The organism is Microbacterium sp. 10M-3C3 (assembly GCF_003931875.1).
Lineage (GTDB): Bacteria > Actinomycetota > Actinomycetes > Actinomycetales > Microbacteriaceae > Microbacterium.
The window spans coordinates 1,334,457-1,358,707 of record NZ_CP034245.1; the positions used below are offsets into that span (position 1 = coordinate 1,334,457).

24 protein-coding genes and 1 tRNA gene are annotated in these 24,251 nt (G+C 71.6%); 18 read left to right on the forward strand and 7 right to left on the reverse strand.

The features are described from left to right. Positions 1 to 466: 466 nt before the first annotated feature. Entirely contained in the window at positions 467 to 3,136 is a 2,670-nt protein-coding gene (locus EI169_RS06345) for a phosphoenolpyruvate carboxylase (RefSeq protein WP_125131581.1), read from the reverse strand. A gap of 129 nt (positions 3,137 to 3,265) precedes the next feature. Between EI169_RS06345 and EI169_RS06350 the strand changes: the two genes are divergently transcribed. The 13 genes from EI169_RS06350 to EI169_RS06410 all read left to right on the forward strand — a co-directional run bounded on the left by EI169_RS06350 (position 3,266) and on the right by EI169_RS06410 (position 15,923). Then, positions 3,266 to 4,438, forward strand: coding sequence for a Na+/H+ antiporter NhaA (locus EI169_RS06350; protein ID WP_125131582.1), 1,173 nt, complete (start codon positions 3,266 to 3,268; stop codon positions 4,436 to 4,438). 41 nt (positions 4,439 to 4,479) lie between these two features. Further along, complete coding sequence (locus EI169_RS06355) at positions 4,480 to 5,133, forward strand: MazG family protein (protein WP_240640721.1); 654 nt, start codon at positions 4,480 to 4,482, stop codon at positions 5,131 to 5,133. A 31-nt stretch (positions 5,134 to 5,164) separates the two neighbouring features. Further along, positions 5,165 to 6,415: a histidine--tRNA ligase gene (gene hisS / locus EI169_RS06360; RefSeq protein ID WP_240640722.1), complete on the forward strand. Its 1,251-nt coding sequence runs from the start codon at positions 5,165 to 5,167 to the stop codon at positions 6,413 to 6,415. A 43-nt stretch (positions 6,416 to 6,458) separates the two neighbouring features. Further along, positions 6,459 to 7,289, forward strand: coding sequence for an SGNH/GDSL hydrolase family protein (locus EI169_RS06365; RefSeq protein WP_125131585.1), 831 nt, complete (start codon positions 6,459 to 6,461; stop codon positions 7,287 to 7,289). A 31-nt stretch (positions 7,290 to 7,320) separates the two neighbouring features. Then, a complete protein-coding gene (locus EI169_RS06370) occupies positions 7,321 to 8,034 on the forward strand; it encodes an O-methyltransferase (RefSeq protein ID WP_125131586.1) in 714 nt (237 codons plus the stop codon). Positions 8,035 to 8,095: 61 nt separating this feature from the next. Beyond that, the gene (gene eno / locus EI169_RS06375; protein ID WP_125131587.1) at positions 8,096 to 9,376 is read left to right on the forward strand and encodes a phosphopyruvate hydratase; all 1,281 of its coding nucleotides are present in this window, start codon (positions 8,096 to 8,098) and stop codon (positions 9,374 to 9,376) included. Between the two features lie 33 nt (positions 9,377 to 9,409). After that, positions 9,410 to 9,958, forward strand: a complete 549-nt coding sequence (locus tag EI169_RS06380; protein WP_240640690.1) for a septum formation initiator family protein — start codon at positions 9,410 to 9,412, stop codon at positions 9,956 to 9,958. 371 nt (positions 9,959 to 10,329) lie between these two features. Beyond that, complete coding sequence (locus EI169_RS06385) at positions 10,330 to 11,559, forward strand: type II toxin-antitoxin system death-on-curing family toxin (RefSeq protein ID WP_164515453.1); 1,230 nt, start codon at positions 10,330 to 10,332, stop codon at positions 11,557 to 11,559. Positions 11,560 to 11,793: 234 nt separating this feature from the next. Further along, entirely contained in the window at positions 11,794 to 12,231 is a 438-nt protein-coding gene (locus EI169_RS06390) for a Fic family protein (protein ID WP_125131589.1), read from the forward strand. A 280-nt stretch (positions 12,232 to 12,511) separates the two neighbouring features. Beyond that, entirely contained in the window at positions 12,512 to 13,030 is a 519-nt protein-coding gene (locus EI169_RS06395) for a DUF501 domain-containing protein (protein ID WP_125131590.1), read from the forward strand. Next, complete coding sequence (locus EI169_RS06400) at positions 13,027 to 14,313, forward strand: S8 family serine peptidase (RefSeq protein ID WP_125131591.1); 1,287 nt, start codon at positions 13,027 to 13,029, stop codon at positions 14,311 to 14,313. Before EI169_RS06395 ends, EI169_RS06400 begins: the two co-directional genes overlap by 4 nt. A 27-nt stretch (positions 14,314 to 14,340) precedes the next feature. Beyond that, on the forward strand, positions 14,341 to 15,747 hold the full coding sequence (locus EI169_RS06405) for an FAD-dependent oxidoreductase (protein WP_125133354.1): 1,407 nt from the start codon (positions 14,341 to 14,343) through the stop codon (positions 15,745 to 15,747). A gap of 103 nt (positions 15,748 to 15,850) precedes the next feature. Further along, positions 15,851 to 15,923 (forward strand) — tRNA-Leu (locus tag EI169_RS06410). Between the two features lie 63 nt (positions 15,924 to 15,986). On the opposite strand, the gene EI169_RS06415 is transcribed toward EI169_RS06410, so the two are convergent. The 3 genes from EI169_RS06415 to EI169_RS06425 form a co-directional block, all read right to left on the reverse strand. Then, positions 15,987 to 16,823, reverse strand: coding sequence for an alpha/beta hydrolase (locus tag EI169_RS06415; protein WP_125131592.1), 837 nt, complete (start codon positions 16,821 to 16,823; stop codon positions 15,987 to 15,989). A 67-nt stretch (positions 16,824 to 16,890) separates the two neighbouring features. Beyond that, positions 16,891 to 17,604, reverse strand: a complete 714-nt coding sequence (locus EI169_RS06420) for an alpha/beta hydrolase (protein ID WP_125131593.1) — start codon at positions 17,602 to 17,604, stop codon at positions 16,891 to 16,893. 97 nt (positions 17,605 to 17,701) lie between these two features. Further along, positions 17,702 to 18,661, reverse strand: a complete 960-nt coding sequence (locus EI169_RS06425) for a helix-turn-helix domain-containing protein (RefSeq protein WP_125131594.1) — start codon at positions 18,659 to 18,661, stop codon at positions 17,702 to 17,704. Positions 18,662 to 18,729: 68 nt separating this feature from the next. Here EI169_RS06425 and EI169_RS06430 point away from each other — a divergent pair, with 68 nt between their 5' ends. From EI169_RS06430 to EI169_RS06440, 3 genes are read left to right on the forward strand one after another with little or no spacing between them, the layout of a single operon-like run. Further along, the gene (locus EI169_RS06430; RefSeq protein WP_125131595.1) at positions 18,730 to 19,254 is read left to right on the forward strand and encodes a TetR/AcrR family transcriptional regulator; all 525 of its coding nucleotides are present in this window, start codon (positions 18,730 to 18,732) and stop codon (positions 19,252 to 19,254) included. Positions 19,255 to 19,259: 5 nt separating this feature from the next. Then, positions 19,260 to 19,619, forward strand: a complete 360-nt coding sequence (locus EI169_RS06435; protein ID WP_125131596.1) for a hypothetical protein — start codon at positions 19,260 to 19,262, stop codon at positions 19,617 to 19,619. Further along, on the forward strand, positions 19,610 to 19,918 hold the full coding sequence (locus EI169_RS06440) for a hypothetical protein (protein WP_125131597.1): 309 nt from the start codon (positions 19,610 to 19,612) through the stop codon (positions 19,916 to 19,918). The genes EI169_RS06435 and EI169_RS06440 overlap by 10 nt, the downstream gene beginning before the upstream one ends. 38 nt (positions 19,919 to 19,956) lie before the next feature. Here EI169_RS06440 and EI169_RS06445 read toward each other — a convergent pair whose 3' ends face one another. From EI169_RS06445 to EI169_RS06455, 3 genes are read right to left on the reverse strand one after another with little or no spacing between them, the layout of a single operon-like run. Next, positions 19,957 to 20,256, reverse strand: coding sequence for a DUF6510 family protein (locus EI169_RS06445; RefSeq protein ID WP_125131598.1), 300 nt, complete (start codon positions 20,254 to 20,256; stop codon positions 19,957 to 19,959). Beyond that, a complete protein-coding gene (locus tag EI169_RS06450; protein ID WP_125133355.1) occupies positions 20,256 to 20,978 on the reverse strand; it encodes a ferredoxin reductase in 723 nt (240 codons plus the stop codon). The genes EI169_RS06445 and EI169_RS06450 overlap by 1 nt, the downstream gene beginning before the upstream one ends. Continuing rightward, entirely contained in the window at positions 20,975 to 21,568 is a 594-nt protein-coding gene (locus tag EI169_RS06455) for a sulfite oxidase-like oxidoreductase (RefSeq protein ID WP_125131599.1), read from the reverse strand. Before EI169_RS06455 ends, EI169_RS06450 begins: the two co-directional genes overlap by 4 nt. A 213-nt stretch (positions 21,569 to 21,781) precedes the next feature. Here EI169_RS06455 and EI169_RS06460 point away from each other — a divergent pair, with 213 nt between their 5' ends. Both EI169_RS06460 and EI169_RS06465 read left to right on the forward strand, forming a co-directional pair. After that, positions 21,782 to 22,939 carry an alanine racemase gene (locus EI169_RS06460; RefSeq protein WP_240640723.1) on the forward strand — a complete coding sequence of 386 codons (1,158 nt, stop codon included), beginning with the start codon at positions 21,782 to 21,784 and terminating at the stop codon, positions 22,937 to 22,939. Further along, on the forward strand, positions 22,936 to 24,249 hold the full coding sequence (locus EI169_RS06465; RefSeq protein WP_125131600.1) for a D-arabinono-1,4-lactone oxidase: 1,314 nt from the start codon (positions 22,936 to 22,938) through the stop codon (positions 24,247 to 24,249). The genes EI169_RS06460 and EI169_RS06465 overlap by 4 nt, the downstream gene beginning before the upstream one ends. Positions 24,250 to 24,251 lie beyond the last annotated feature (2 nt).

The window sequence follows — 24,251 nt, forward strand, 5'->3', positions numbered from 1 at the left end:
ATCGTGCGGCGGTCAAGCGAAGAACCGTGAAATCGCGCGGAACTCGCAACCAGCGGTGCGCACATCTCCTGAGAAACGAGCAGGAGCGGTGTGGAGCCCCGACCCCACGGGCCTCTCGCGGGCGTATCCCGGGGGAGTTCCACGCGCGGCGCGCGCACCGCCGCGGGCCGGTGCCCTGGCGCCCCGGTGCGCCGGTGCGCTCGTGCCCTGGCGCCCCGATGGTTCGTCTCTCAGGAAAATCGGATGGCGCTCGTGTCGAGATCCGCGGAATTCCGGGGCAGCCGCGAAAGCCCGCGCGCGATTTTCCTGAGAAACGAACGCAGCGCACGCAGCGCGCACGCAACGCTCGCACGCAGCGCGGACGCAGCGCGCACGCGAGAGACCGGACGCAGCGCACGCAGCGCGCACGCACGCAGCGCGGACGCACGCGCCGCGCACAGCGCGGACGAGGCCGGATGCGGCGGGGTCAGCCCGTGTTCTGCAGGCCGGCCGCGACGCCGCTGACCGAGAGCAGCAGCAGGCGCTCGTGCTCGGGGTCGGCCGGAGCGTCGGCGTCCGCATCCCGGAGCGCCCGCAGCGCGCGCAGCTGCAGGAGCGAGAGCGCGTCGACGTAGGGGCTGCGCATCTTCACGGCGCGCTGGAGCACGGGCTTCGTGGAGAGGAGCTCCTCGCCGCCGGTCACGCGGATCACCCACGAGCGCGTGAGCTCCATCTCCGACATGACGAGGTCGGCGAGGTCATCGCGATCGCCGAGCGCGAGGTAGCGCCGCGCGATCCGGGCGTCGGCTTTCGCGAGGCTCATCGCCACGTTGTCCACGAGCGTCCGCAGGAGGGGCCACTCGCGGTACGCGGCGCGCAGCTTCTCCTCGTCGCCCACGGCCTCCAGCGCCGTTCCCAGGCCGAACCAGCCGGCGAGGTTGATGCGCGCCTGCGTCCACGCGAACACCCACGGGATCGCCCGCAGGTCGGCGAGCGACTCGACCGACAGCCCGCGGCGGGCCGGGCGCGAGCCCAGCGCGAGGTGCCCGAGCTCCTCCATCGGCGTGACGCGCGCGAACCATGGCGCGAAGCCCGGAGCCTTCACGAGCGAGAAGAATCGGTCGCGGGAGGCGGCGTCCATCGTCGCCGCGACCTCGGCGTAGCGCTCGGCGGCGGCGCGGTTGCGCTCCTCGATCGACGCCGCCGAGGCCATGAGGATCGCGGCGGCGACCTGGTCGATGTGCCGCATCGCGATGGCGGGGTCGCCGTAGCGGGCGAAGATCACCTCGCCCTGCTCGGTGAGCTTGAACCGGCCGTCGACGGAGTGCGGGGGCTGGGCGAGGATCGCCGAGTTCGCCGGCCCGCCGCCGCGCCCGAGGGCGCCGCCGCGGCCGTGGAAGAGCGTCAGCTCGATGCGCTCGCGGCGCGCCCATTCGGCGATCTCGGCCTGCGCCTCGTACAGCGCGAGGTTCGCCGCGACCGGCCCGACGTCCTTCGACGAGTCGGAGTATCCGAGCATGACCTCCAGCCGCCGGCCGGTGACCTCCAGCCGCGACGCGAACTCGGGGTGATCGACGATCTCGGCCATGATCCCGGGGGCCGCCCGCAGGTCGGCGAACGTCTCGAACAGCGGGACGACGTCGAGGACCGGGGGCGTGCCGTCGGGCCCGACCGCGTGCCGCGCGAGGCGGTGCACGTTCGCGAGGTCCTCGGCCGACTGGGTGAACGACACGATGTAGCGGCCGGCGGCGCGGGGCCCGAAGCGCTCCTGGACGTATGCGATCGCGCGGAAGACCTCGAGCACCTCCTCGGTCTGCTCGGTCGTCTTGCCCGCTTCGAGGTCGGCGAGGACGGCCCGGTGCACGGCGGAATGCTGGCGCACCTCGAGCTCGGCGAGGTGGAAGCCGTAGGTCTGCACCTGCCAGATGAGCTGCTGCAGGTGTCCGTACGCCTGCCGTAGCGCGCCGGCCGCCGCGAGCGAGGACTGCACGACGCGGAGATCGGCGAGCAGCTGCTCGGGGTCGCGGTAGGCGAGGTCGGCGTCGCGGGTCCGGGTCGCCGCGATCTTGCGGGCCAGCAGCAGCAGCACGCGGCGGTGGGGCTCGTCGGGGGAGCGCTTGGCGATGTCGGCCGCCGCGTCCTCGTCAGCTGCGCGCAGCCGCCGCCACAGTGCGGCCAGCTCGTCGCTCGGCGGCGTGGTCGAGGCGTCGAGCGTGAGCCCGCGACCGATCCGCAGCGCGGTGCGCTCGAGGCCGAGGAGGATGTGCTCGCTCGCGATCGCGGCCGCCTTGCGCGTGACCTTCGCGGTGACGAACGGGTTGCCGTCGCGGTCGCCGCCGACCCACGACCCCACGCGCACGAACGGCTCGACGATCGGCGGCTTCGCGCCGGCGCCCTCGCCCTGGAGGACGTCGTCGATGCGCCGGTAGACGTGCGGCACGGCGGTGTAGAGCGTCTCGTCGAACACCGCCATGACCGCGCGCACCTCGTCGGTGGGTGAGGGCTTCTCGGCGCGCAGCGGAGCGGTGCGCCACAGCACGTCGATCTCCTCGAGCATGCGACGCTCAGCGCGGCGCTGCGCCGAGCCGGCGCGGTCGGGCGCGTCGTAGTCCTCGAGGAGTTCCGAGAGCCGGCGGATGCTGGAGGACACGGCGCGGCGGCGGGCCTCGGTGGGGTGGGCCGTGAAGACGGGGTGGAAGCGCAGATTGCGCAGGCGCGCGAGCGCGGTGTCCTCGCCGATCTCCTCCGAGAGCCGTGCGAGGGCGGCGGGGAGCGAATCGGTGGCGTCGGCGGGCCGCGAGGCGGTGTCGCGCTCGCGCAGCACCCGCACGCGCTGGTGCTCCTCGGCGAGGTTCACGAGATGGAAGTAGCACGTGAACGCGCGCGCGACCTCGTCGGCACGGGAGATGGAGAACCCGTCGGCGATCGCCGCGGCGCGCTCGAAGGCTTCCGGGGTCTCGTCCGTGTAGGCCTGGATGGTCGCGGACCGCAGCCGCTCGACGTCTTCGAAGAGACCGGGGGAGCCGCTCTCGCGCAGCACGCGGCCCAGGAGCGAGCCCAGCAGGCGCACATCGGCGCGCATCCGCTCGGGGAGTTCTTGGCCGGCTTCGAAGCGGCCGACCAGGTCGATCGCCTCGGTCGGGGTCAGTTCGCGCATTCGACCAATTTATCGTCGCGACGTTTCGCCGCCGTGACACGGGGCGGTGTGCGGCCTCACGTTACGATGGACGCTCTGGTGTGCCGGGAAGCCTGGTCGGCGTCCGTCCGTCGACCCCGGAGGCCGCCCGTGTCCCTGCTGCGTTCCGCCCGTTTCCCCGCCGCCGTCCTGCTCGCCGCCGCGGCCGTCGGCCTCGTCGTGGCGAATTCCCCGCTCGGTGCCTCCGTGGACGCCGTCATGCACGCCGAGGTGGGCGTCCCGGGCGTCTTCGCGCTGTCGGTCGAGCACTGGATCGCCGACGGCCTGCTCGCGCTGTTCTTCTTCGTGGTGGCCGTCGAGCTTCAGTACGAGCTCACCTCCGGCCAGCTCAACTCCGCGCGCCATGCGCTGCGCCCCGCGATCGCCGCGGCCGGCGGCGTTCTCGTGCCGATCGCGGTCTTCGCGGCGATCGCGGGCGGGTCGGATGCGGCGCGCGGATGGCCGATCCCCACGGCGACCGACATCGCGTTCGCGCTCGGGGTGCTCGCGGTGTTCGGACGCGGCCTGCCGTCCCGCATCCGCGTCTTCCTGCTGGCACTGGCGATCCTCGACGACATCGTCGGGATCGTCTTCATCGCCGTGCTGTTCACCGCCGACGTGCAGCTGCCGCTCCTGCTCGCCGCCCTGGCGTGCGTCGCGGTGTTCGCCGTCCTGAGCCGCCAGCTCGGCGGACGCGGGCACCGCGCCCTCATCGTCGCGCTCGTCGTACTCGGCGTCGCGACGTGGGTGCTCGTGTACCTCTCGGGCGTCCACTCCACGATCGCCGGCGTCGCGCTCGGCCTCGCGATGGCGCAGCAGCCCGCGCTCGTGGCCCGGCACGTGCTCGAGCCGTGGGTCAACGCGATCGTGCTGCCGCTGTTCGCGTTCGCCGCCGCCCTCGTCGCGGTCCCGACGGTGTCGGCGTCGGAGCTGTCGCCGGGTCTGTGGGGCGTGCTCATCGCGCTGCCGGCCGGGAAGGTGGTCGGGATCACCTTCGCCGGCTGGATCGCGCAGCGCGTGGCCGGCGGCGACGGGCCGCGACTGCCGCTGGCCGACCTCGTCACGGCCGGGTCGCTCGGCGGCATCGGCTTCACCGTGTCGCTGCTGCTGTCCGAGCTCGCCTTCGCCGACCACCCCGAGATCCGTGACCAGACGACGCTGGGCGTGCTCGGCGGTTCCGCCATCTCGCTCGTGCTGGCGGTGATCCTCGTATCGTGGCGGGCATGGCATTACCGGAAGACGCCGCAGGCCGACCCCCGCACCGGCGCGGCGAGCCCGTCGTGACGGACGGCGGCGCCGACGCGCTGCGCGCCGCCGCCGACACGATGCGCGCCGTGCGCGACCGGTGCGTGTGGTCGCAGGCGATCGACCACCGGGCGCTCGTGCCCTACCTCCTCGAGGAGAGCGCCGAGCTCGTCGACGCGGTCGAGGACGGCTCGCGCGACGACCTTCGTGAAGAGCTCGGCGACCTGCTGTGGCAGGTGCTGTTCCACGCGGAGATCGCCTCCCGCGACGCCGACGACCCGTTCGATATCGACGACGTCGCGCGCGGTCTCACCGAGAAGATGGTGCGCCGTCACCCGCACGTCTTCGGCGACGCCGTCGCCACGACGCCCGAGGAGGTGCTCGTCCACTGGAACGCGGCCAAGGCCGCCGAGAAGCGCGCGCGCACGAGCGTCCTCGACGGCGTCTCGGCGCACATGCCCTCGCTCGCGCTCGCGCAGAAGCTCGTCGGCAAGGCCGCGCAGGTCGGCGTGGCTGCGGCGGCAGAGCGCGCCGAGGTCGGGGCAGCCGCCGGCGCGCTGCCGGCTTCGCACGCGCCGGCGAGCGAGGCCGAGCTCGGCGACGCGCTCCTCGCCCTCGTCGCCACCGCGCGGGAGCGCGGCTGGGACGCCGAACGGGCGCTGCGAGAGCGGCTGCGGATGCTGACCGCCGACGTGCGCGCGGCCGAAGGCGCCGCATCCGGGCTGGAAGAATAGACACGTGCCCTCCGTCACCCCTCCGCGCGGCATGCGCGACTTCCTGCCCGCCGACAAGGCCCGCCGCGAGCGCGTGCTGGGCGTCATCCGCGACCGCTACCGCGCCCACGGCTTCGACGAGATCGAGACGCCGGTCATGGAGGAGTACCCGCGGCTGCACGCCGGCATCGGCGGCGACAACGAGAAGCTCGCGTTCAACGTCCTCAAGCGCGGGCTGACGGCCGACGACATCCGAGCGGCAGCAGATGACCCCGCCGCGCTCACCGACCTCGGCCTGCGCTACGACCTCACGGTGCCGCTCGCGCGCTTCTACGCGACCCACCGTGCGGAGCTGCCGACCGTCTTCCGCGCGATCCAGATCGCGCCGGTGTGGCGCGCCGAGCGGCCGCAGAAGGGCCGCTACCGACAGTTCGTGCAGTGCGACATCGACATCATCGGCGACGCGTCGGTGCGCGCCGAGGCGGAGCTCATCGTCGCGACTCTCGACGCCGTCGACGCCCTCGGGCTCGCTGGCGCATCGGTGCGCGTCAACGACCGACGGGCGCTGGACGGCATCCTCGCGGCATTCGGCTTCGCCGAGGCGGAGCGGCCGGGCGTGCTCATCACGATCGACAAGCTCGACAAGATCGGGCCCGACGGCGTCGTCGCGGAGCTCCGAGAGCGAGGCGCCTCGTCCGACGCCGTCGCCGCCTTCGAGGCGTTCCTGAGCCGTCCCGCCGCCGAGGGCGCGGGCCTCGACGCCGACGTCGTGCGCGCGGCGCTGCCGGACGCCGTCGACCCGGCCGTCGTGGATCACCTCGCCGCGCTCGGCGCCGCCGTCGCAGCCGCGCGCGGCGGAGCGGTGCCGCTGGTCTTCGACCCGTTCCTCGTGCGCGGCATGGGCTACTACACGGGCACGATCTTCGAGCTCGCGCACCCGTCCGTGTCGTACTCGCTGGGCGGTGGCGGTCGCTACGACGGCATGATCGGGCGCTTCCTCGGGCAGGACGTGCCGGCCGTGGGCTTCTCGATCGGCTTCGAGCGCATCGTCGACCTCGTCGCCACCGAGGCCGACGGCGCCGCGGATGCCGTCGTGCTCGTGCACGACCGCGACATTCCCCCGGCCGAGCTCGTCGCCCTCAAGGCAGCGCTCGTCGCGGGCGGCCGCCGCGTGCGGCTCGAGGCCCGTACCAAGAACCTCAAAGCGCTGCTGGATCGGGCCGCCGCCGACGGCTACACCGCGTTCGCCGCCGTGTCTCCCGGCACCGCGGCCGACGCGCTCGAGCTGCGCCCGCTCGGCTGACGGGGTTCACCCGCGGTTCACCCGTCCGGGGTGGGATCGCGGCATGGCCCGTCTCCGCGCGGTGCGCGTCGCCGCATCCGCCGCCCTGCTCGTGGCGGGGAGCGCGTGGGGGCTCGGCGCGCTGCTGCGGCGTCAGGCGGCGATCGCCCGCCGTCGCATCGGCAAGCCGCTCGGCGAGGACGCGCTCGACGCCGATCGCGTGTGGCGGCGGAGCCTGCCCGGGGCGCCGCTGGAGCTGCTCGTGGTGGGAGACTCGATCGCCGCAGGACTCGGCGCGCACCGACGCAAGGACACGCTCGGCGCGCGCGTCGCGAAGGGCCTCGCCGATGCGCTCGGACGGCCGGTGCGGCTGCGCACCGCCGCCGTCGTGGGTGCGGAGTCGTCGCAGCTCGCAGGCCAGCTCGACGCCCTGCCCGGCGCCTACGCGCCCGATGTCGCGCTGGTCGTGGTCGGCGGCAACGACGTGACCCACCGCATCCCCGTCGCCACCGCCGTCGCCCACCTCTCCGCGGCGGTCGGGCGGCTGCGGCAGCGCGGCGCGGCGGTCGTCGTCGCCACGTGCCCCGATCTCGGCGCCCTCCGCGCGGTGCCGCAGCCGCTGCGGCGGCTGGCGTCGGCGGCGTCTCGGCGCCTGGCCGAGGCGCAGGCGGATGCGGCGGCCGCCGCCGGCGCGCGGGTCGTGTCGCTGCGCGACACGGTCGGGCCGATGTTCCTGTCGGCTCCGGAGGAGATGTTCAGCCTCGACCGGTTCCACCCGAGCGCGCTCGGATACCGCCGGACGGCAGCGATGCTCGTGCCCGTCGCTCTCGACGCGCTGCGGGCGGCGCCCGCCGGCAACGGCGCTGCCGCCGGGCGCGGCGGCGGCGGTGCTTGACCCCGCCGCCACCGCCCGCGAGGCTGGCGGCATGGCCGAGCTGACGCCGACGTCCTACCGGGCCCTCGATTCCTACCTCGCCGACACGCTCGTCGGCCGCGATCCCGACCTCGAAGCGGCCGTGGCTGCGCAGGAGGCCGCAGGACTGCCCGCGATCGAGGTCGCCCCCGCGGCCGGTAAGCTCCTCCACCTCCTCGCGCGCGTGGCCCGCGCCCGCCGCATCCTGGAGGTCGGCACGCTCGGCGGGTACTCGACCATCTGGCTCGCTCGCGCGCTCGCGCCCGGCGGCGTGGTGATCTCGATCGAAGCGGAGCCCCGGCACGCCGCCGTCGCCCGCGAGAGCATCGCCCGCGCGGGGCTGGCCGGTCGGGTCGAGGTGCGCGAGGGGCGCGCCGCCGACGTCCTCCCGACGCTCGCGGGCGACGAGCCGTTCGACCTCGTCTTCATCGACGCCGACAAGGAGTCGAACACGGTCTACCTCGACTGGGCCGCCCGGCTCGGTCGCCCCGGCACCGTCGTCGTGGTCGACAACATCGGCCGCTCGGGCGAGGTGGCGCGGGCCGACACCGGCAATCCGCAGGTGGACGGGGTGCGCCGCGGTCTCGAAATGCTGGCATCCGACCCGCGCTTCGACGCCACCGCGCTGCAGACCGTCGACCGCAAGGGCTGGGACGGCATCGCCATCGCGCTGCTCACCGACGCCGTCGCGGATGCTGCTCCTTCGCCGCCGGCGGCAGATCACTAGACTCGACGCGGACCGACGACGCTCCGCACAAACCTCACCCCGAACCTTTAGGGAGTCCTTCGTGGCACTTATCGAGGCCGTCAACGCGCGCGAGATCCTGGACTCGCGCGGAAACCCGACCGTGGAGGTGGAGGTGCTGCTGGACGACGGTATCGTCCAGCGCGCCGCGGTGCCCTCCGGAGCCTCCACCGGCGCCTTCGAGGCGTACGAGCTGCGCGACGGCGACAAGGGCCGCTACGGCGGGAAAGGCGTGCTGAAAGCCGTCGCGGCCGTCGTGGACGAGCTCGGCCCGGCGATCGAGGGCGTCGAAGCGAGCGAGCAGCGCATCATCGACGAGATCCTCATCGAGACCGACGGCACCGAGAACAAGTCGCGCACCGGCGCGAACGCGATCCTCGGCGTCAGCCTCGCCGTCGCAAAGGCCGCCGCCGACAGCGCCGACCTGCCGCTGTTCCGCTACCTCGGCGGACCCAACGCCCACCTCCTGCCCGTGCCGCTGTTCAACGTCATCAACGGCGGCGAGCACGCCGACAACGGCATCGACTTCCAGGAGTTCTTCCTCGCGCCCATCGGCGCCGACACCTATGGCGAGTCGCTGCGCTGGGGCACCGAGGTCTACCACGTCCTCAAGGGCGAGCTGAAGGCCGCCGGCTTCGCGACCGGCCTCGGCGACGAGGGCGGCTTCGCCCCCGACCTCCCCAGCAACCGCGAGGGCCTCGACTTCCTCATGAAGGCGATCGAGAAGGCCGGCTTCACTCCCGGCCGCGACATCGCCGTGGGCCTCGACGTCGCCGCGACCGAGTTCTTCGCCGACGGCGTGTACACCGTCGAGGGCAAGGCGTGGAGCGTCGACGAGCTCATCTCCTACTTCACGGGCCTGGTCGCCGACTACCCGATCGTCACGATCGAGGACGCGCTCGCCGAAGACGACTGGGACGGCTGGAAGAAGCTCACAGACGCGATCGGCACGAAGGTGCAGCTCGTGGGCGACGACCTGTTCGTCACCAACCCCACGCGCTTGGCGGAGGGCATCAAGAAGGGCGTCGCGAATGCGCTGCTGGTGAAGGTGAACCAGATCGGCACGCTCTCGGAGACGCTCGACGCCATCGCCCTGGCGACGCGCTCGGGCTACGCCTCGATGCTGTCGCACCGCTCCGGCGAGACCGAGGACACCACGATCGCCGACCTCGCGGTCGCCGTGAACGCGGGTCAGATCAAGACCGGCGCGCCCGCTCGCAGCGAGCGCATCGCGAAATACAATCAGCTTCTGCGCATCGAGGAGGAGCTGGGCGACGCGGCGGAGTTCGCGGGCCGCTCGGCCTTCCCGCGGTTCACCGCGTAAGGCGCATCCGACGCGAGACGAGAGGGGGGAGCCGTGGCCAGACCGACGGTTCCCCCCTCTCGCACGTCCGCGCGGCCCGCGCAGACGGGCGCGGCGCGCGTCGATGTGCGCGGGTGGCTCGGCGGCGTGCGCCTGTCGGGCTTCATGGTCATCATGCTCGGGCTCGTGGTGCTCGCCGCCTTCGTGCTCGTCCCGACCGTCGGCACGTACCTCGACCAGCGTCAGCAGATCGCCGCGCTCCAGCACGCGGTGGCCGTGAGCCAGAGCGAGGTCGACGACCTCGAGGAGCAGCAGAAGCGCTGGACCGATCCCGCCTACATCACCACGCAGGCGCGCGAGCGGCTGTACTACGTCACGCCCGGCGAGGTCGTGTACCTCGTCGACGACGACCTGCCCGACGCGCAGGCCCCGCAGGATGCCGCGCCCGTGAGCGACGAGGTCGCCCAGACGCGCACCGACTGGATGTCGCAGCTCGTCCGCTCGGTCGCGACCGCGGGTCTCGCGCAGACCGCCGCCCCCGTCGACCCCCTCGCGCCGCTCGACCCCTCGACCCCCGTCGACGGCACCACTCCCGCGCCGTAGCAGGCCGCGCGGCCCTCCGCGCTCGCGGACCATCCGGAGGAGATCCGCCGAGGGGAGAACCCGAGCGGCTGGACGCGTCCTCCCGTGACCGGATGTCCTCCGCTGAGGCGCGCAGGTGAAGTGGAGACGCACGGAGAAGCCGACCCTCCGCTCCAAGTGTCGCGAATGCAGGAGTGAGCTGCCTCGCCCCGGAGGGAGTCCCAAGAGGTGCGTCAAACGCCTGCCGAGGTGAACTGCTCGGAAGCAACCGTAGGCGCGTCCGAACCTGGCACGACACTCATTGCGCGTACGCCGATGATTGTCGCAACCGTGCGCAAGGATGAACGGATGAGGACTGCCTGCGTGTGATGCAGACGCTCACTAGGAACTCCATGGCAAAGAAGACTGTTACTCCCGCAGCGCTGGCGCGTGACCTAGGCCTTGAAGTTGACGATGTCCTCCTAATGCTTTGGGACAGTGGGGTCGACTACCCAACCTCGCCTGATGCGCTCATTCGACCGGGGGATCATCAGAAGGCGTATGAAGCGTGCGGCGTAGCCTCGCTCAAAGATCGTCTCCTCGTTGATTACTGGTCGAGAACACTTGGAATGAGCCGCGTCGAACTTCAGACATGGGCCGGCCAACACGGGGTGACCATTGGTCCAAACGCGCGGCGCCTGCCGAAGGGTGCGCTCGCGCGGTTCGAGAGGGCAATGCGCTCCAACGCGGTCAGCCGCGCAGAGCGCCGAGGTGCGGGCGAGGTACCCTCCTCCACATCGCCGCGCAGTCCAATGCAATGGCGAGACGTTGGACATATGCGAGACGACATGCGCTATCTAAGCGCAGATGAGATCGAGCAGATCCACCATCAGATCGCTCAGGATTTTCGAGACACTGCAGATCCCATCGCGCCGGCGGGTGTTAGGAGCCGAGAGCTACTGGAGAGCGCCGCTGGGAGACCCGGCACTGGGCTCGGCGGCTATCGCAAGTATCCAACGATCGAGATGGCGGCCGCAGCGTTGGTTCACTCCGTGATTCACAATCACCCCTTCTATAACGGGAACAAGCGAACAGCGCTTGTCTCAATGCTTTCGTTTATGGATGAGAACGGGTTGGTCCTAACCTCCTCGCAGGACGAACTCTTCAGGTGGACAGTCCGAGTGGCAGGGCACAAGCTTGGGGCGGACAAGTACACGGGCGATAAGAGCGACGTCGAGCTGCAACTGATGGCGCAATGGCTTCTGCAGCACAGTCGTGCAATCGAAGCCGGGGAGCGGGTCATTACGTTTGCGGAGTTGCGACGTCGACTCGCTACCTTCGACTGCTCGGTGCACATCACCAGTAACCGCGGCGGCCGAGCGATCGTGGAACGGCAAGTTGCCGTGACGCAACGATCCTTACTCGGATCACGCCGCAAGGTGGAGACCCGCCGCGTCAACTTGCCCTATGGGGGAGAAGGACGCCAAGTCGCTCGCAACCGGATCAAGGAGTTGCGACGCGAACTACAGCTTTCGGACGAGTTTGGGATCGATTCGGCAGCGTTCTATGGACTAGACAAGCGCCCGATCGATGCGTTCATCGCTGAGTATCGAAAGACCCTTCGACGGCTTGCGAGAGTGTGAGCAACGCCACGGAGCCGAGCAGAGTAGTTCTTTCGGTGCGCCACATCCGCTTCGTGTGGACCTGAGCTAGCTTGGTGATGTGGCGAGCGACAGCAAGCGTAAGCATCGGGACGACGCGCCGAGACGGATCGCTTCGACTCGGGATGGATCGTTCGCGACGATTCCAAAGAACGAGGCGGTTGCTCGGGCGTCAAAGTTGGCTCGGAGTTATTCGGAATTGATGCGCCGGCTCGAATGATCGTCAGATATCTCGATTTCGAGACCATCTGCCTTATAAATGAGCGGTTCTGCGGGCAGGGCGCGGGGGTACGCGACCGGAATGGCGTCCGGTCCGTGGCCCTACGACCACAAGCCACATGGGAGGGAGCTGACCTCTTCCCACGCGTTGTCGATAAGGCGGCGGCCTACCTCCACGGGTTTGCAACAACACAATATTTTAGGGACGGGAACAAGCGGACGTCGTTTCTGTGCGCAACCGTCTTCATCGAGGGGAACGACCTTATCTTCGATGGCCCGACGATCGACGAAGCCGAAGCGTTTCTGCTTTCAGTAGCGGCCAAGGAGCGGTCGATTGCCGACGTAGCGTTGTGGCTTGACCGTTACTCCTTTGGCCGCCGCGCCTGGAAGCGACTCCAGGCTTGGCAGGATCTGGAGGACTACGGACATTTGTAGAGGTGCTCCGTTGGGCACCTGGACCGAACCCTCGCGCCGCTCGACCCCTCGACCCCCGTCGATGGCGCCACCCCGTCCCGTAGGAGGTCGCGCGATCCTCGCCCGCGCGAACCATCCGGAGGAGATCCGCCGAAGGGAGGACCGAAGAGTCGAATCCGCCCTCCCGCGGCCGGATCTCCTCCGCTCGGCGCGCGGCCGAGGCACCGCCGGATGCGGCAGATCCCGCCGCATCCGCCCCGCGCCGACCGTCCGCCCAGGCAACACCGGTACCCTGGCACGGATGAGCACGCCGCCCCTGCCGCCCGCGACCGAGGCCGATCTGTCGGTGCTGCGCGAGCAGCTCGGCCGTCCCGCCCGCGACGTCGTCGGCATCGCCGCGCGCTGCGTGTGCGGCAATCCGACGGTCGTCGCGACGTCCCCGCGGCTCTCCGACGGGTCGCCCTTCCCGACGTTCTACTACCTCACCCACCCCGGTGCGACCGCGGCCATGTCGGCCCTGGAGGCCGGGCATGTCATGCGTGAGTTCACCGACGAGCTCGCCGAGGACGAGGAGCTGCAGGCCGCCTATCGACGCGCACACGAGGCGTACCTGCGCGACCGCGCGGCGTACGGCGAGCCCGACGAGATCGCGGGCATCTCCGCGGGCGGCATGCCGACGCGCGTGAAGTGCCTGCACGCTCTGGCCGGGCACGCGCTCGCCGCCGGTCCCGGCGTGAATCCCATCGGCGACCGGGCGCTCGCGCGTGCCGACTGGTCGCCGAGCCGCTGCACCTGCGCGAACCCCGGGGCGACGGGATGAGGCGCGTGGTCGCGGCATCCGTCGCGATCGCACTGACGGTGCTGCTGGCTGGCGCCGCCTCGCCGCCTCCGCCGGTCGCGGAGGACCCGACCGACCCCGTGCGCGCGGGGGAGTACTGGCTCGACCAGTACGGCATCCGCCAGGCCTGGCAGACCACGCGCGGCGCGGGCGTCAAGATCGCCGTCATCGACACCGGCGTGGGGCGCACGCCGCCGGAGTTCGCCGGCGTCGTCGGCGGCACCGATGTGTCCGAGCGCGGCGCGCCCGACGGCCGCACGCCGGTGGGCACGGGCTCCGAGAGCAACCACGGCAGCTGGGTGGCCTCCCTCGCCGGCGCGCGCGGCTCGGCGGACGGGCGCGGCATGGTCGGCGTCGCCCCCGAGGCGGAGCTGCTGTCGGTGTCGATCGACATCGAGGGCGAGAAGGTGCCGGTGAGCGACCAGATCGCCGATGCCATCCGGTGGTCGGTCGACGCCGGGGCCAAGGTCATCAACATGTCGCTGACGACCAACACGCTCGAGTGGGACCCGTCGTGGGACGACGCGTTCTCGTATGCCTTCGAGAAGGACGTCGTCATCGTCGTGGCCGCGGGCAACCGCGGCAGCGGCACGACACGCGTCGGCGCCCCCGCGACCATCCCCGGCGTCCTCACCGTCGGCGGTGTCGACCCCGACGGCGTTGCGAGCGTGGAGGCGTCCACGCAGGGCATCACGATCGGCGTCTCTGCGCCGAGCGAGCGGCTCATCGGCGTCTCGGCCGACGGTGCGCTCGTGCAGTGGAACGGCACGAGCGGTGCCGCGCCCATCGTCGCCGGCATCGCCGCGCTCGTGCGGTCGGCGCATCCCGAGCTCGACGCGAACAATGTCCTCAACCGCCTCATCAGCACTGCCAGGCCGCCGGCAGGCGCGACGCAGCGGCCCGACGTGCTCTACGGGTACGGTCTCGTGGATGCGGCGGCCGCCGTGTCGGCGACCGTGCCGTCGATCTCGAGCAACCCCATGGGCGACCTCGCGGAGTGGATCCGGCTCTACCGGCGGGCCGATGCGGCGCCCGCGCCCGCGCCGACGGCCGGACCTGCCGAGATCGCTCCGCTGCCTGCCGCGGACGGCCCGTCGGCGGCCGGCAGCCCGCTGCTGCCCAGCGCCGAGACGCTTCGGTACGGCACGGTTCCGCTCGTCGCCCTCACGGTGGCCGCTATAATGGTGGTGCTCGGCCTCACCGCTGCTGCCCGGCGAATCCGTTCGGCCCGCGAGTCTCGCTCGCCGAGTTCTCCATCCATCTGAGGAGTGCGTCCCACCGTGACCACCACCGTGCCCCGAATCCTCATCGTCGGCGGCGGCTACGCCGGCTTCTACACCGCGTGGAAGCTCGAGAAGCACCTGCGCCGCGGCGAGGCCGAAGTCACGATCGTCGACCCGCTGCCGTACATGACGTACCAGCCGTTCCTCCCCGAGGTCGCCGCCGGCTCGATCGAGCCGCGTCACTCGGTGGTCGCGCTCCGTCGTCACCTCGACAAGACGTCTGTCGTCGCGGCGAAGGTCACCGGCATCGACCACGCCAACAAGGTCGCCACGATCACGCCCATCGTGGGTGAGCCGTACCAGCAGGAGTACGACCAGATCGTCGTCACCGCCGGCGCCGTCTCGCGCACCTTCCCGATCCCCGGCATCGCCGAGAACGCGATCGGCCTGAAGACGATCGAGGAGGCCGTCGCCATCCGCGACCGCCTGCTCTCCAACTTCGACAAGGCGTCGGTGCTGCCCCCCGGACCCGAGCGCGAGCGCCTGCTCACGGTCGTCGTCGTCGGCGGCGGCTTCGCGGGCATCGAGGTCTTCGCCGAGCTGCGCTCGTTCGCGTCGTCGCTGCTGAACAAGTACCCGTCGCTGTCGTTCGACGAGACGCACTTCCACCTCATCGAGGCGATGGGGCGCATCATGCCCGAGGTGTCGCTGAAGACGAGCGAGTGGGTGCTGAAGGACCTCGCCAAGCGCGGCGCCTACGTGCACCTCGACACCCAGGTGACCGGTGCGATCGACGGCAACGTCGAGCTCTCCACCGGCGAGGTCATCCCCACCGACATCATCGTGTGGACCGCGGGCGTCATGGCCAACCCCACCGTCGTACGCGGCGGCGACCTGCCCGTCGAGGAGCGCGGCCGGATCCGCACCCGTCCCGACCTGCGCGTCGGCACCGCCGAGGAAGCGGTCGAGGGCGCGTGGGCCGCCGGTGACGTCGCGGCCGTGCCCGACCTGTCGGGTGGCGGCGTCGGCGGCTACTGCGTGCCGAACGCGCAGCACGCCGTGCGTCAGGGCAAGCTGCTCGCGAAGAACATCGTCGCCGTGCTCCGGGGTGAGGAGCCCAAGGAGTACTTCCACAAGAACCTCGGCGCCGTCGCCGGTCTCGGCGTGTACGACGGGGTCTTCCAGTCGGGCAAGATCGCGGTCAAGGGTCTCATCGCGTGGTTCATGCACCGCGGCTACCACGGCCTCGCGATGCCCACGTGGGAGCGCAAGCTCCGCGTCGTCGGCGACTGGATCGGCGGCTTCTTCCTCGGGCGCGACATCGTGAACCTCGAGGCGGTCCAGACGCCCCGCGCCGTGTTCGAGGAGTTCGCCGCGCGCCCGCGCCCGACCGCTCCCGCCCCGGTCGAAGAGGCTAAGCCGGCCGCCAAGCGTCCCGCCAAGGCCAAGACCGAGAAGGTCGCCGCCCAGGGCTGACGCTCACTCGTCAAGAACCCCTGCCCCGTGTCGGGCAGGGGTTCTTGCATGTGCACGGGCGGTAGCGTGGATGCGGCGGCGTCGACGTCGCCCGCGACCGCGAGCCCCCGTAGCCCAATGGCAGAGGCAGGCGACTTAAAATCGCTTCAGTGTGGGTTCGAGTCCCACCGGGGGTACGGCCGGCCACTCGGCCGCGAGCCCGCGCGGGGCGGCCGGACCGGCCGCCCCGCGCACAGGCGCTAGGACTGGATGAACGCCAGCAGGTCGGGATTCAGCACGTCCGCGTGGGTCGTGAGCATCCCGTGCGGGTAGCCCTCGTAGATCTTCAGCGTCGAGTTCTGCAGGAGCTCGTGCTGCTTGAGCGCCGCGTCCTTGTAGGGCACGATCTGGTCATCGTCGCCCTGCATGACCAGCACCGGCACCGTGATCGCCTTGAGGTCCTCGGTCTGGTCGGTCTCGGAGAACGCCTTGATGCCGAGATAGTGGGCCAGTGCGCTGCCGGTCATGCCCTGGCGCCACCAGTTGTCCACCACCGGCTCCGACACCGTGGCGCCCTCGCGGTTGAAGCCGTAGAACGGACCGGACGCGACGGCGCGGAAGAAGTCCGCGCGATTGGCCGCGAGGGCCTCGCGGAAGCCGTCGAACACGGAGATGTCGGTGCCCTCGGGGTTGGCGTCGGTCTTCACCATGAGCGGCGGCACGGAGGCCACCAGCACAGCCTTCGCGACCCGGCCCTGCGGCTGGCCGTACTGAGCGACGTAGCGGGCGACCTGGCCGCCGCCGGTGGAGTGTCCGATGTGCACCGCGTTGCGCAGGTCGAGGTGCTCGACGACGGCGCTCACGTCGCTCGCGTAGTGGTCCATGTCGTGGCCGGTGTCGATCTGCGACGAGCGTCCGTGTCCGCGGCGGTCGGACGCGACGACGCGGAACCCCTTCGAGAGGAAGTAGAGCATCTGGGCGTCCCAGTCGTCAGAGGACAGCGGCCATCCGTGATGGAAGACGATCGGCTGGGCGTCCTTCGGACCCCAGTCCTTGAAGAAGATCTCGGCGCCGTCGGCGGTCGTGATGAAGGGCATGGTGGAACCTTTCGTTGCGGGTGGTGTCCGGGGGATCCCGGACGTGGGGGAAGGTGACGGGGGAGGGTCAGCCGAGCTCGGCGATCGCGTCGGTGATGACCTTCGTCACGTCGGCGGGGTTCGAGTGCATGAGCAGGTGCGGGCCGTCGATCTCGACGACCGAGCGCAGGCCGGCCCGCTGGTAGCCGAACCGCTCGACGTCGGGGTTGATCGTGTGGTCGGCGGCGGCGACGATGCCCCACGCGGGCTTCGTCTTCCACGCCGCGACCGGTGCGTTCTCGCCGAACGCGAGCGCGGCGAGGGGACGCTGCGATACGGCGAGCACCTCGGCATCCGCGCGGTCGATGCCCTTGGCGAAGATGTCAGGGAACGCCGACACGTTCACCGACACGTCGGTGCCCGGTTCGGCCCCCTCGATGGGGAAGGGCGTGTAGATGAGGTTCGCGGCCAGGTCGGAGTCGGGGAAGCCGCCCTGCAGCTGTCCGAGACTCTCGCCCTCGTCGAGCGCGTAACCCGCGATGTAGACGAGCCCCACGACGTTCTCCGCCGCGCCGGCGACGGTGATGACCGCGCCGCCGTAGCTGTGACCGACCAGCAGCACCGGCCCGTCGATCTCCTCGACGACGGAGCGGATGTACGCGGAGTCGCCGAGGAGGCTCCGGTTGGGGACGGCCGGCACCGAAACGCGGAAGCCCCGGTCCAGGAGCATGCGGGTGACGGGTGCGAAGCTCGCCGCGTCGGCGAACGCGCCGTGGACGAGGACGACGGTGGGGGAGGGCATCGGCGGAGGGCCTTTCTCGAGGGGTGACGATCGTCACGCTACGAGCCTCGGGTCGCGCTGTCGTGGCCCTCCCCGGCCCCCTCTCGAGGTCGGTCGCTCAGCGCGCAGACGTGCGCGGATGCGGTGCCGCATCCCTCGGGCCGGTGCCGCGGTATCTCGCCAACCGAGTGCCCGACGTCGGGGTGGGCGGGTTCTCGGGCAGCTCGATCGTGCCGGCCGCGAGCGCATCCTGCAGCTCTTTGAGCGCGCGCTCGCCGAGGGTTCCGGGTGCGCCGTAGCAGATGACCGTGTACAGCCCGGGGTGTGCCTCGAGCACCTGCCAGCTCATGTCGACCCAGCCGTGCTGCGCGAAGTAGTTGGGAGAGACTCCGAAGCTCAGGGGGAACTGCTGGTGCTCCTCCCACATGCAGCGGAAGTCCACGTCTTCGAGGAGCAGCTCGACGATCTCCTGCCAGCGCGCGTCCGACGGGTTGCCGTAGTAGCGCAGCCGGGAGATGGTCGCCCGGCTGCCGTTCAACCACGACGGCAGCGCGCGCACCTCGGGCGTCGCCTCGAAGTGCATGAGGGCGAGGTTGTTGCCGACCTCGACGTAGCCGGGCGCGAGCGCGCGGATCAGGTCGTTCACGACGAGGATGTCCTGGTTGCGGTCGATCATGTACGCCGCCGTGTGGTCCCAATGCGTGATCATCTCGACGAGCCCCGGCGGGGGCTCCTCGCCCTCGTGCACCTCGAACGGCGCCTCCGCGTCGGGCAGGGCGAGCCGGAGGAGGTACGCCGTGCCGGCGCGGTCGAGCTGCAGCGCGTGGGCGAGCGACTTGCACACCTGCAGCGAAATCTGATGCCCGCTGCCCTGCTCGAGGCGGCGGTAGTAGTCGGAACTGATGCCCGCGAGCCGAGCGACCTCTTCGCGGCGCAGCCCCTGCACGCGCCGGCGGTCGTCGGTCGGCAAGCCCGCCATCTCGGGCGTCAGCGCGGCCCTGCGAGCACGGAGGAAGCGTGCCAGAGCGCTCTTTTCGGGGGGATGCGGGAGCGGTTCCACGCCTCCATGATGCCTCATTTGCGCAGCGTCCCTGGCGCCGTGACGGGGACAAACCGACTGGTCGGTCGGTACGCTAGTATCAGCTGATGCGCGACCATGTCCTCGCCGCCGCCCGCGCCCTCACCATCGCGACCGGCGTCGTGCCGTCGCTGAACGCGGTGGTCGCTGCGGCGGGGGTGTCCAAAGGCGGACTCATGCATCACTTCCCGACGCGCACCGACCTGATCGTCGGCCTCGCACGGATGTCGCTTCATGAGATCGACGCGGCCATGACGGATGCGGCCGCGCGAGGCGACGCCGCGCCGACCTGGCTCCGATTGTCGCGCCCGGATGCGTCCGAGCGGGCACTTCTGCAGGCCCTCGCCGTCTCGTTCCGTTCGAGCGATCCCAAGTCCGCGGTTCTGCTGGACGAGGCCCGTTCGGCGCTGGCGAGGTGGGAGCGCATGATCGAGGAGGAAGTGGGCGACGCGATGCGTGCGCGAGTGATCCGGCTGGTTGGCGACGGCCTCGTCGCCAACGCGATCGCCGGGGTCGAACCGGAACCCGTCGATCTCGTGACCCTGTCCGCCTCCCTCATCGGTCCAGCCGCAGCCCCCGGACGGCACGGGTGACCGGGGTGCTCCTTCTCGGAATCGCCGGGCTCGCGCTCCTCGACTCGCTGAATCCGGCGACGATCGTCGCCGTCACGCTGATCCTCATCGCCGCTCCCCGCCGCGCCGCGCTCGTTGCCGGTATGGCCGTGAGCGGTGCGGCGATCACCGTCTTCGCGGTCGGCGCAGCGCTCTTCCTCTCCGCCGGAGCCGCGGCCGGTGCGGTCGCGGGCATCACCGTCGCGCTGCGCTTCCTCGCCTTCGGCGCGGCGGCGGTCGCACTCGTCGTCGCAGGCGTGCGTCGCCTGCGCGACCGACCCCGTCGGCCGATCACCCTGCCGGCCTGGTTCTCGGGTGGACCGCACTCCCGTTCGGGGTGCTTCTGACGGGAGCCGATCTGCCCAACGCGTTCCCCTACTTCGTCGCGATCGAACGCCTCCTGTCGATCGGCGTGCCGCCAGGGCGCGGCCTCCTCATCCTGGCTGGGTACGCGGTCGTCTATTGCCTGCCGTGCGTGGTCCTCCTCATCGTGGGGCTCTCTGCACGGACGGCGGTTCGCGCTCGCCTCGAGGCGCTCGTCGCCCGGTTCGGCACCGGCACGGTTCGCCGCTCCGTGCCGACCGCGGGAGGCTTGATGCTGCTCGGGTTCGCCGTCGGGTCCATTCCATTCTGGCTGCTCGCATGACCTGGCCCCGGCCGGAGGGTCCGCGGGCCGCCTGTCGCTCAGCGGGAGAAAGTCAGGTCGACCGTGCCCGTGCGCACGACGAGCGCCCCGCGGGACCGCTGCGCGACGAAGAGTGTGTGCGTGCAGGAGCGGCAGCGCACGAGCGCCGAGTTCTGCTCGAGCTCGACGACCGCCTGCGCGAGCACGTAGGCGTCGGAGCAGTGCGCGCATTCCAGGCGCACCATCGTCGGGTCGGGACCCAGTGCGTCCTGCAGCAGACCTGCGAGCGCGTTGCCGTCGACGATGCTGACGACGGCGTGCTCGGTGGTCGGGTGACCCGCGGCCGCGTGCTCAGCCATCATGCACCTCCGAATCGTTCGGTCTTCACGCGCGCCGGGTCGTGCCCGAGCGCCACCAGAGCGGATGCCACGGCCTCGACGAAGCCCGTCGGGCCGCACACGAACACGGCGGGGCGCTCGTCGGGCGCGAACGTCCGGGCCGTCAGCACGTCGCGGCCCACGCGGCCGACAGGACCGCTCCAGCCCTCCGGCCCGCGCCGCGTGTACACCCAATCCACCGTCACCCCGGCATCGGCCAGGCGTTCCACCTCGTCGCGGTAGATCGCGTCCTCGGGAGAGCGGACGGAGTACAGCAGGCGGAAGGGCGCGGTTGAGCCAGAGGCGGCGCGGGCGCGCGCCATCGCGAGCAGCGGCACGATGCCCGAGCCGCCGGCGATCAGCTGCACGGGGGAGGGGTCGTCGTCGTGCCACACGAAGAAGCCGCCGAGCGGACCCTTCACCTCGAGCTGATCGCCCGGCTGCACGTCCTCGACGAGGTACGGCGAGACCTCGCCGTCCGGCACCTCGTCGACCGCCAGCTCGACGCGATCGCCCGCACCGGAGGAGGCGATCGAGTACGACCGCACCGCCTGGTAGCCGTCCTCCGCGGTCAGGCGCAGGTCGAGGTGCTGGCCGGGGAGGTTGCCCGGCCATCCCGGCACGTGCAGCCGCAGGATCCGGGCCGTGGGGGTGGCCGGCTCGACCTCGGCGACCGACGCCGGTGCCCAGCCGCCGACGATCACCAATACCGCTCCTCGCGCCACGGGTCGCCGTGCAGGTTGTAGCCGTTCTGCTCCCAGAATCCCGGGTCGTCACGCTCCTGCATCACGAGCCCACGCACCCACTTGGCGCTCTTCCAGAAGTACAGGTGCGGCACGAGGAGGCGCGCTGGTCCGCCGTGCTCGGGCGCGAGCGGCTCGCCGTCGAACTCGAAGGCCACCCACGCCTTGCCGCCGCGGAGGTCGGCCATCGGCACGTTCGTCGTGTAACCGCCGTACGAGTGCGCCATGGCGTACTCCCAGTCGGTGTCGACGTCGGCGAACAGCGTGTCGATCGACACGCCCCGCCACGACGTGCCGAGCTTCGACCAGCGGGTGACGCAGTGGATGTCGGTGGCCACGTCCTCGATGGGCAGCGCCATCAGCTCGTCCCACGACCACGAATGGGTCGCGCCCTTCTCGGTGCGGATGCTGAAGCTCCACTCCGCGGTGTCGATGCGGGGAGTCGGGCCGGCGGAGAGCACCGGGAAGTCCTGCGTCAGATACTGCCCGGGCGGCAGGTCGGCGTCGGACTCGCGGCGACGGGAACCGAACCCGCGGGAGAACACGGCCATGGCGAACCTCCGGATGGTCTCGGTGCCCTCCGAGCGGGGCGACCTGTCGTTCAGCGTAGGGCGCATCGCGGCGGCGTCGGTAGCCCCGCCGGTGCCACGCTGAGCGTCGCAGCCCTAGGCTGACCGCATGCGCGCGCATCGGAGTCACCCGTGAGCCTGGACCTCCTCGCCGGCGCGGCCTCCGCCGCCCGGGACGCAGCCCACTGGCAGGGGATCACGGCGGCCACCGGCGGCCTCTCCGGGCCCGTGGCGGTCCTCAGTGCCGAAGCGCTGCGCTACAACGCTGCCGACATGCTCGTGCGGGCCGGGGGCGTGCCTATCCGCGTCGCAAGCAAATCGGTCCGCGTGCGCGAGGTCGTCGATGCCGTGCTCGCGCTTCCGGGGTACGCCGGCATCCTCGCGTTCACGCTGCCCGAGGCGCTGTGGCTGGCCGCCGACCACGACGACGTCGTCGTCGGCTATCCCACCGCCGACCGGGCGGCGATCGCGGCGCTCGCCGCCGACGAGTCCGCGGCCTCCCGTGTCACGCTCATGGTCGATGACATCGCCCAGCTCGATCTCGTCGACGCCGTCGCCCCACCGGGACGGCGTGCGGTCCTCCGCGTCGCCATCGACGCCGACGCGTCGTGGCGCGCGGCGGTGCTCGGACACATCGGCGTCCGCCGCTCACCGGTCCACGATCCCGCCGAGGTCGTCGCCCTCGCCCGGCGCATCGCCGCACGCCCGGGCTTCGCGCTCGTCGGCCTGATGATGTACGAAGCGCAGATCGCCGGGCAGCCGGATGCGGCGGGCCCCGGCGACCCCGTGATCCGGTGGATGCAGCGGCGATCGGCCGCCGAGCTCGCCGAGCGCCGCTCGCATGTCGTCGCCGGCGTCCGCGGCGTGGCCGACCTCGCCTTCGTGAACGGCGGGGGCACCGGCTCGCTCGAGGTCACGGCGTCCGAATCGGCCGTGACGGAGCTCACCGCCGGCAGCGGCCTGCTCGCGGGGCATCTGTTCGACGGCTACCGCGCGTTCACGCCGGCCCCCGCGGCCGCGTTCGGGCTGGAAGTCGTCCGCAAACCCCGGCCCGACATCGCGACCGTCCTCGGCGGCGGGTGGATCGCGTCCGGGCCGCCCGTCGCGTCGCGCCAGCCGCGCCCGGTGTGGCCCGAGGGGCTCACCACGCTCGGCCGCGAGGGCGCCGGCGAAGTGCAGACGCCGCTGGAGGGCGCCGCCGCCCGCGACCTCGCGATCGGCGACCGGGTGTGGTTCCGCCACGCCAAGAGCGGCGAGCTGGCCGAGCGGGTCGACCGGTACCACCTCGTCGACGGCGGTGCGCTCGCCGGCGAGCTGCCGACGTACCGCGGCGAGGGGAAGGCGTTCCTGTGACCCGCCCGGGCGGTGTGTGGCGCAACTGGGGCCGCAATCAGCACGTGCGTCCGGTGCGCGTGGAGCGCCCCGCATCCGTCGACGCGGTGCGCCGGGCCGTGACGGCCGCGGCCGCGCGCTCGCTGCGCGTGAAGGCCGTCGGATCCGGCCACAGCTTCTCGGGCATCGCCGTGGCGCCGGATGTGCTGCTCGACCTCGGGGAGCTCCGCGGTGTCGTCGACGTCGACCGGGATCGCGCGCGAGTGACGCTGCGGGCCGGCACCCCGCTGTGGGACGTGCCGCGGCTGCTCGCTCCCTACGGTCTCGCGATGGCGAACCTCGGCGACATCGACCGCCAGACGATCGCGGGCGCCATCTCGACGGGCACCCACGGCACGGGGGCGCGTTTCGGCGGCCTGTCGACGCAGGTGGTCGGCGTGACGCTCGTCACCGCCGGCGGCGAGCTGCTCACGATCGACGACGAGGCGCAGCATCCGGAGCTGCTCGCGGCCGCGGCGCTGGGCCTGGGCGCCCTCGGGGTGCTCGTGGAGGTCACGCTGCAGTGCGTGCCGGCGTTCCTCCTGGAGGCGGTCGAGAGGCCCGACCCGCTCGAAGACACCCTCGCGGCGCTCGACGCGCGGGCCGCGGCCGACCATTTCGAGTTCTACTGGTTCCCGCACACCGACATCGCCGTCACCAAGACCAATACGCGACTGCCCGAGAGCGCTCGGCGCGCGCCGATTCCGCGAGCGCGCCGGTTCCTCGACGAGAGCGTCATGGCCAACGGCGTGTACCGCGCGACATGCGCCGTGGGCGCGGTGGTGCCGGCGGCGGTGCGGCCGGTGAACGCGCTCGCCGGGCGCACGTTCGGCAATCGCACCTACGTCGACCACGCGCCGCGCGTGTTCACCCAGCGGCGCACGGTTCGGTTCCGGGAGATGGAGTACGCCGTGCCGGTCGAGACGCTGCCGGCCGCGTTCCGCGCCGTGCGGGAGCTCATCGATCGCAGCGGCTGGCGGATCTCGTTCCCCATCGAGGTTCGCGTGGCCGCGGGAGACGACCGCTGGCTCTCGACCGCGCACGGCCGCGACAGCGGCTACATCGCCGTCCACCGGTACTGGCGGGAAGACCCGACGGCGTACTTCGGCGCGGTGGAGGAGATCCTCGCCGGGCTCGGCGGTCGCCCGCACTGGGGCAAGGAGCACGGTCTCGACGCCGTCGCGCTGCGCGAGCGCTACCCGCGCTTCGACGACTTCGTGGCGGTGCGCGACCGGCTCGACCCCGACCGCGTCTTCGCCAACCCCTACCTCGACCGGGTGCTCGGTGAATAAGC

Bases quoted from the DNA above. Each gene is read 5' to 3' on its own strand.
- EI169_RS06345 (WP_125131581.1), bottom strand. From the start codon at position 3,136: ATGCGCGAACTGACCCCGACCGAGGCGATCGACCTGGTCGGCCGCTTC.
- EI169_RS06355 (WP_240640721.1), top strand. From the start codon at position 4,480: ATGCGCGCCGTGCGCGACCGGTGCGTGTGGTCGCAGGCGATCGACCAC.
- hisS (WP_240640722.1), top strand. From the start codon at position 5,165: ATGCGCGACTTCCTGCCCGCCGACAAGGCCCGCCGCGAGCGCGTGCTG.
- EI169_RS06365 (WP_125131585.1), top strand. From the start codon at position 6,459: ATGGCCCGTCTCCGCGCGGTGCGCGTCGCCGCATCCGCCGCCCTGCTC.
- EI169_RS06370 (WP_125131586.1), top strand. From the start codon at position 7,321: ATGGCCGAGCTGACGCCGACGTCCTACCGGGCCCTCGATTCCTACCTC.
- EI169_RS06385 (WP_164515453.1), top strand. From the start codon at position 10,330: ATGGCAAAGAAGACTGTTACTCCCGCAGCGCTGGCGCGTGACCTAGGC.
- EI169_RS06390 (WP_125131589.1), top strand. From the start codon at position 11,794: ATGATCGTCAGATATCTCGATTTCGAGACCATCTGCCTTATAAATGAG.
- EI169_RS06395 (WP_125131590.1), top strand. From the start codon at position 12,512: ATGAGCACGCCGCCCCTGCCGCCCGCGACCGAGGCCGATCTGTCGGTG.
- EI169_RS06400 (WP_125131591.1), top strand. From the start codon at position 13,027: ATGAGGCGCGTGGTCGCGGCATCCGTCGCGATCGCACTGACGGTGCTG.
- EI169_RS06415 (WP_125131592.1), bottom strand. From the start codon at position 16,823: ATGCCCTTCATCACGACCGCCGACGGCGCCGAGATCTTCTTCAAGGAC.
- EI169_RS06420 (WP_125131593.1), bottom strand. From the start codon at position 17,604: ATGCCCTCCCCCACCGTCGTCCTCGTCCACGGCGCGTTCGCCGACGCG.
- EI169_RS06425 (WP_125131594.1), bottom strand. From the start codon at position 18,661: ATGAGGCATCATGGAGGCGTGGAACCGCTCCCGCATCCCCCCGAAAAG.
- EI169_RS06430 (WP_125131595.1), top strand. From the start codon at position 18,730: ATGCGCGACCATGTCCTCGCCGCCGCCCGCGCCCTCACCATCGCGACC.
- EI169_RS06445 (WP_125131598.1), bottom strand. From the start codon at position 20,256: ATGGCTGAGCACGCGGCCGCGGGTCACCCGACCACCGAGCACGCCGTC.
- EI169_RS06455 (WP_125131599.1), bottom strand. From the start codon at position 21,568: ATGGCCGTGTTCTCCCGCGGGTTCGGTTCCCGTCGCCGCGAGTCCGAC.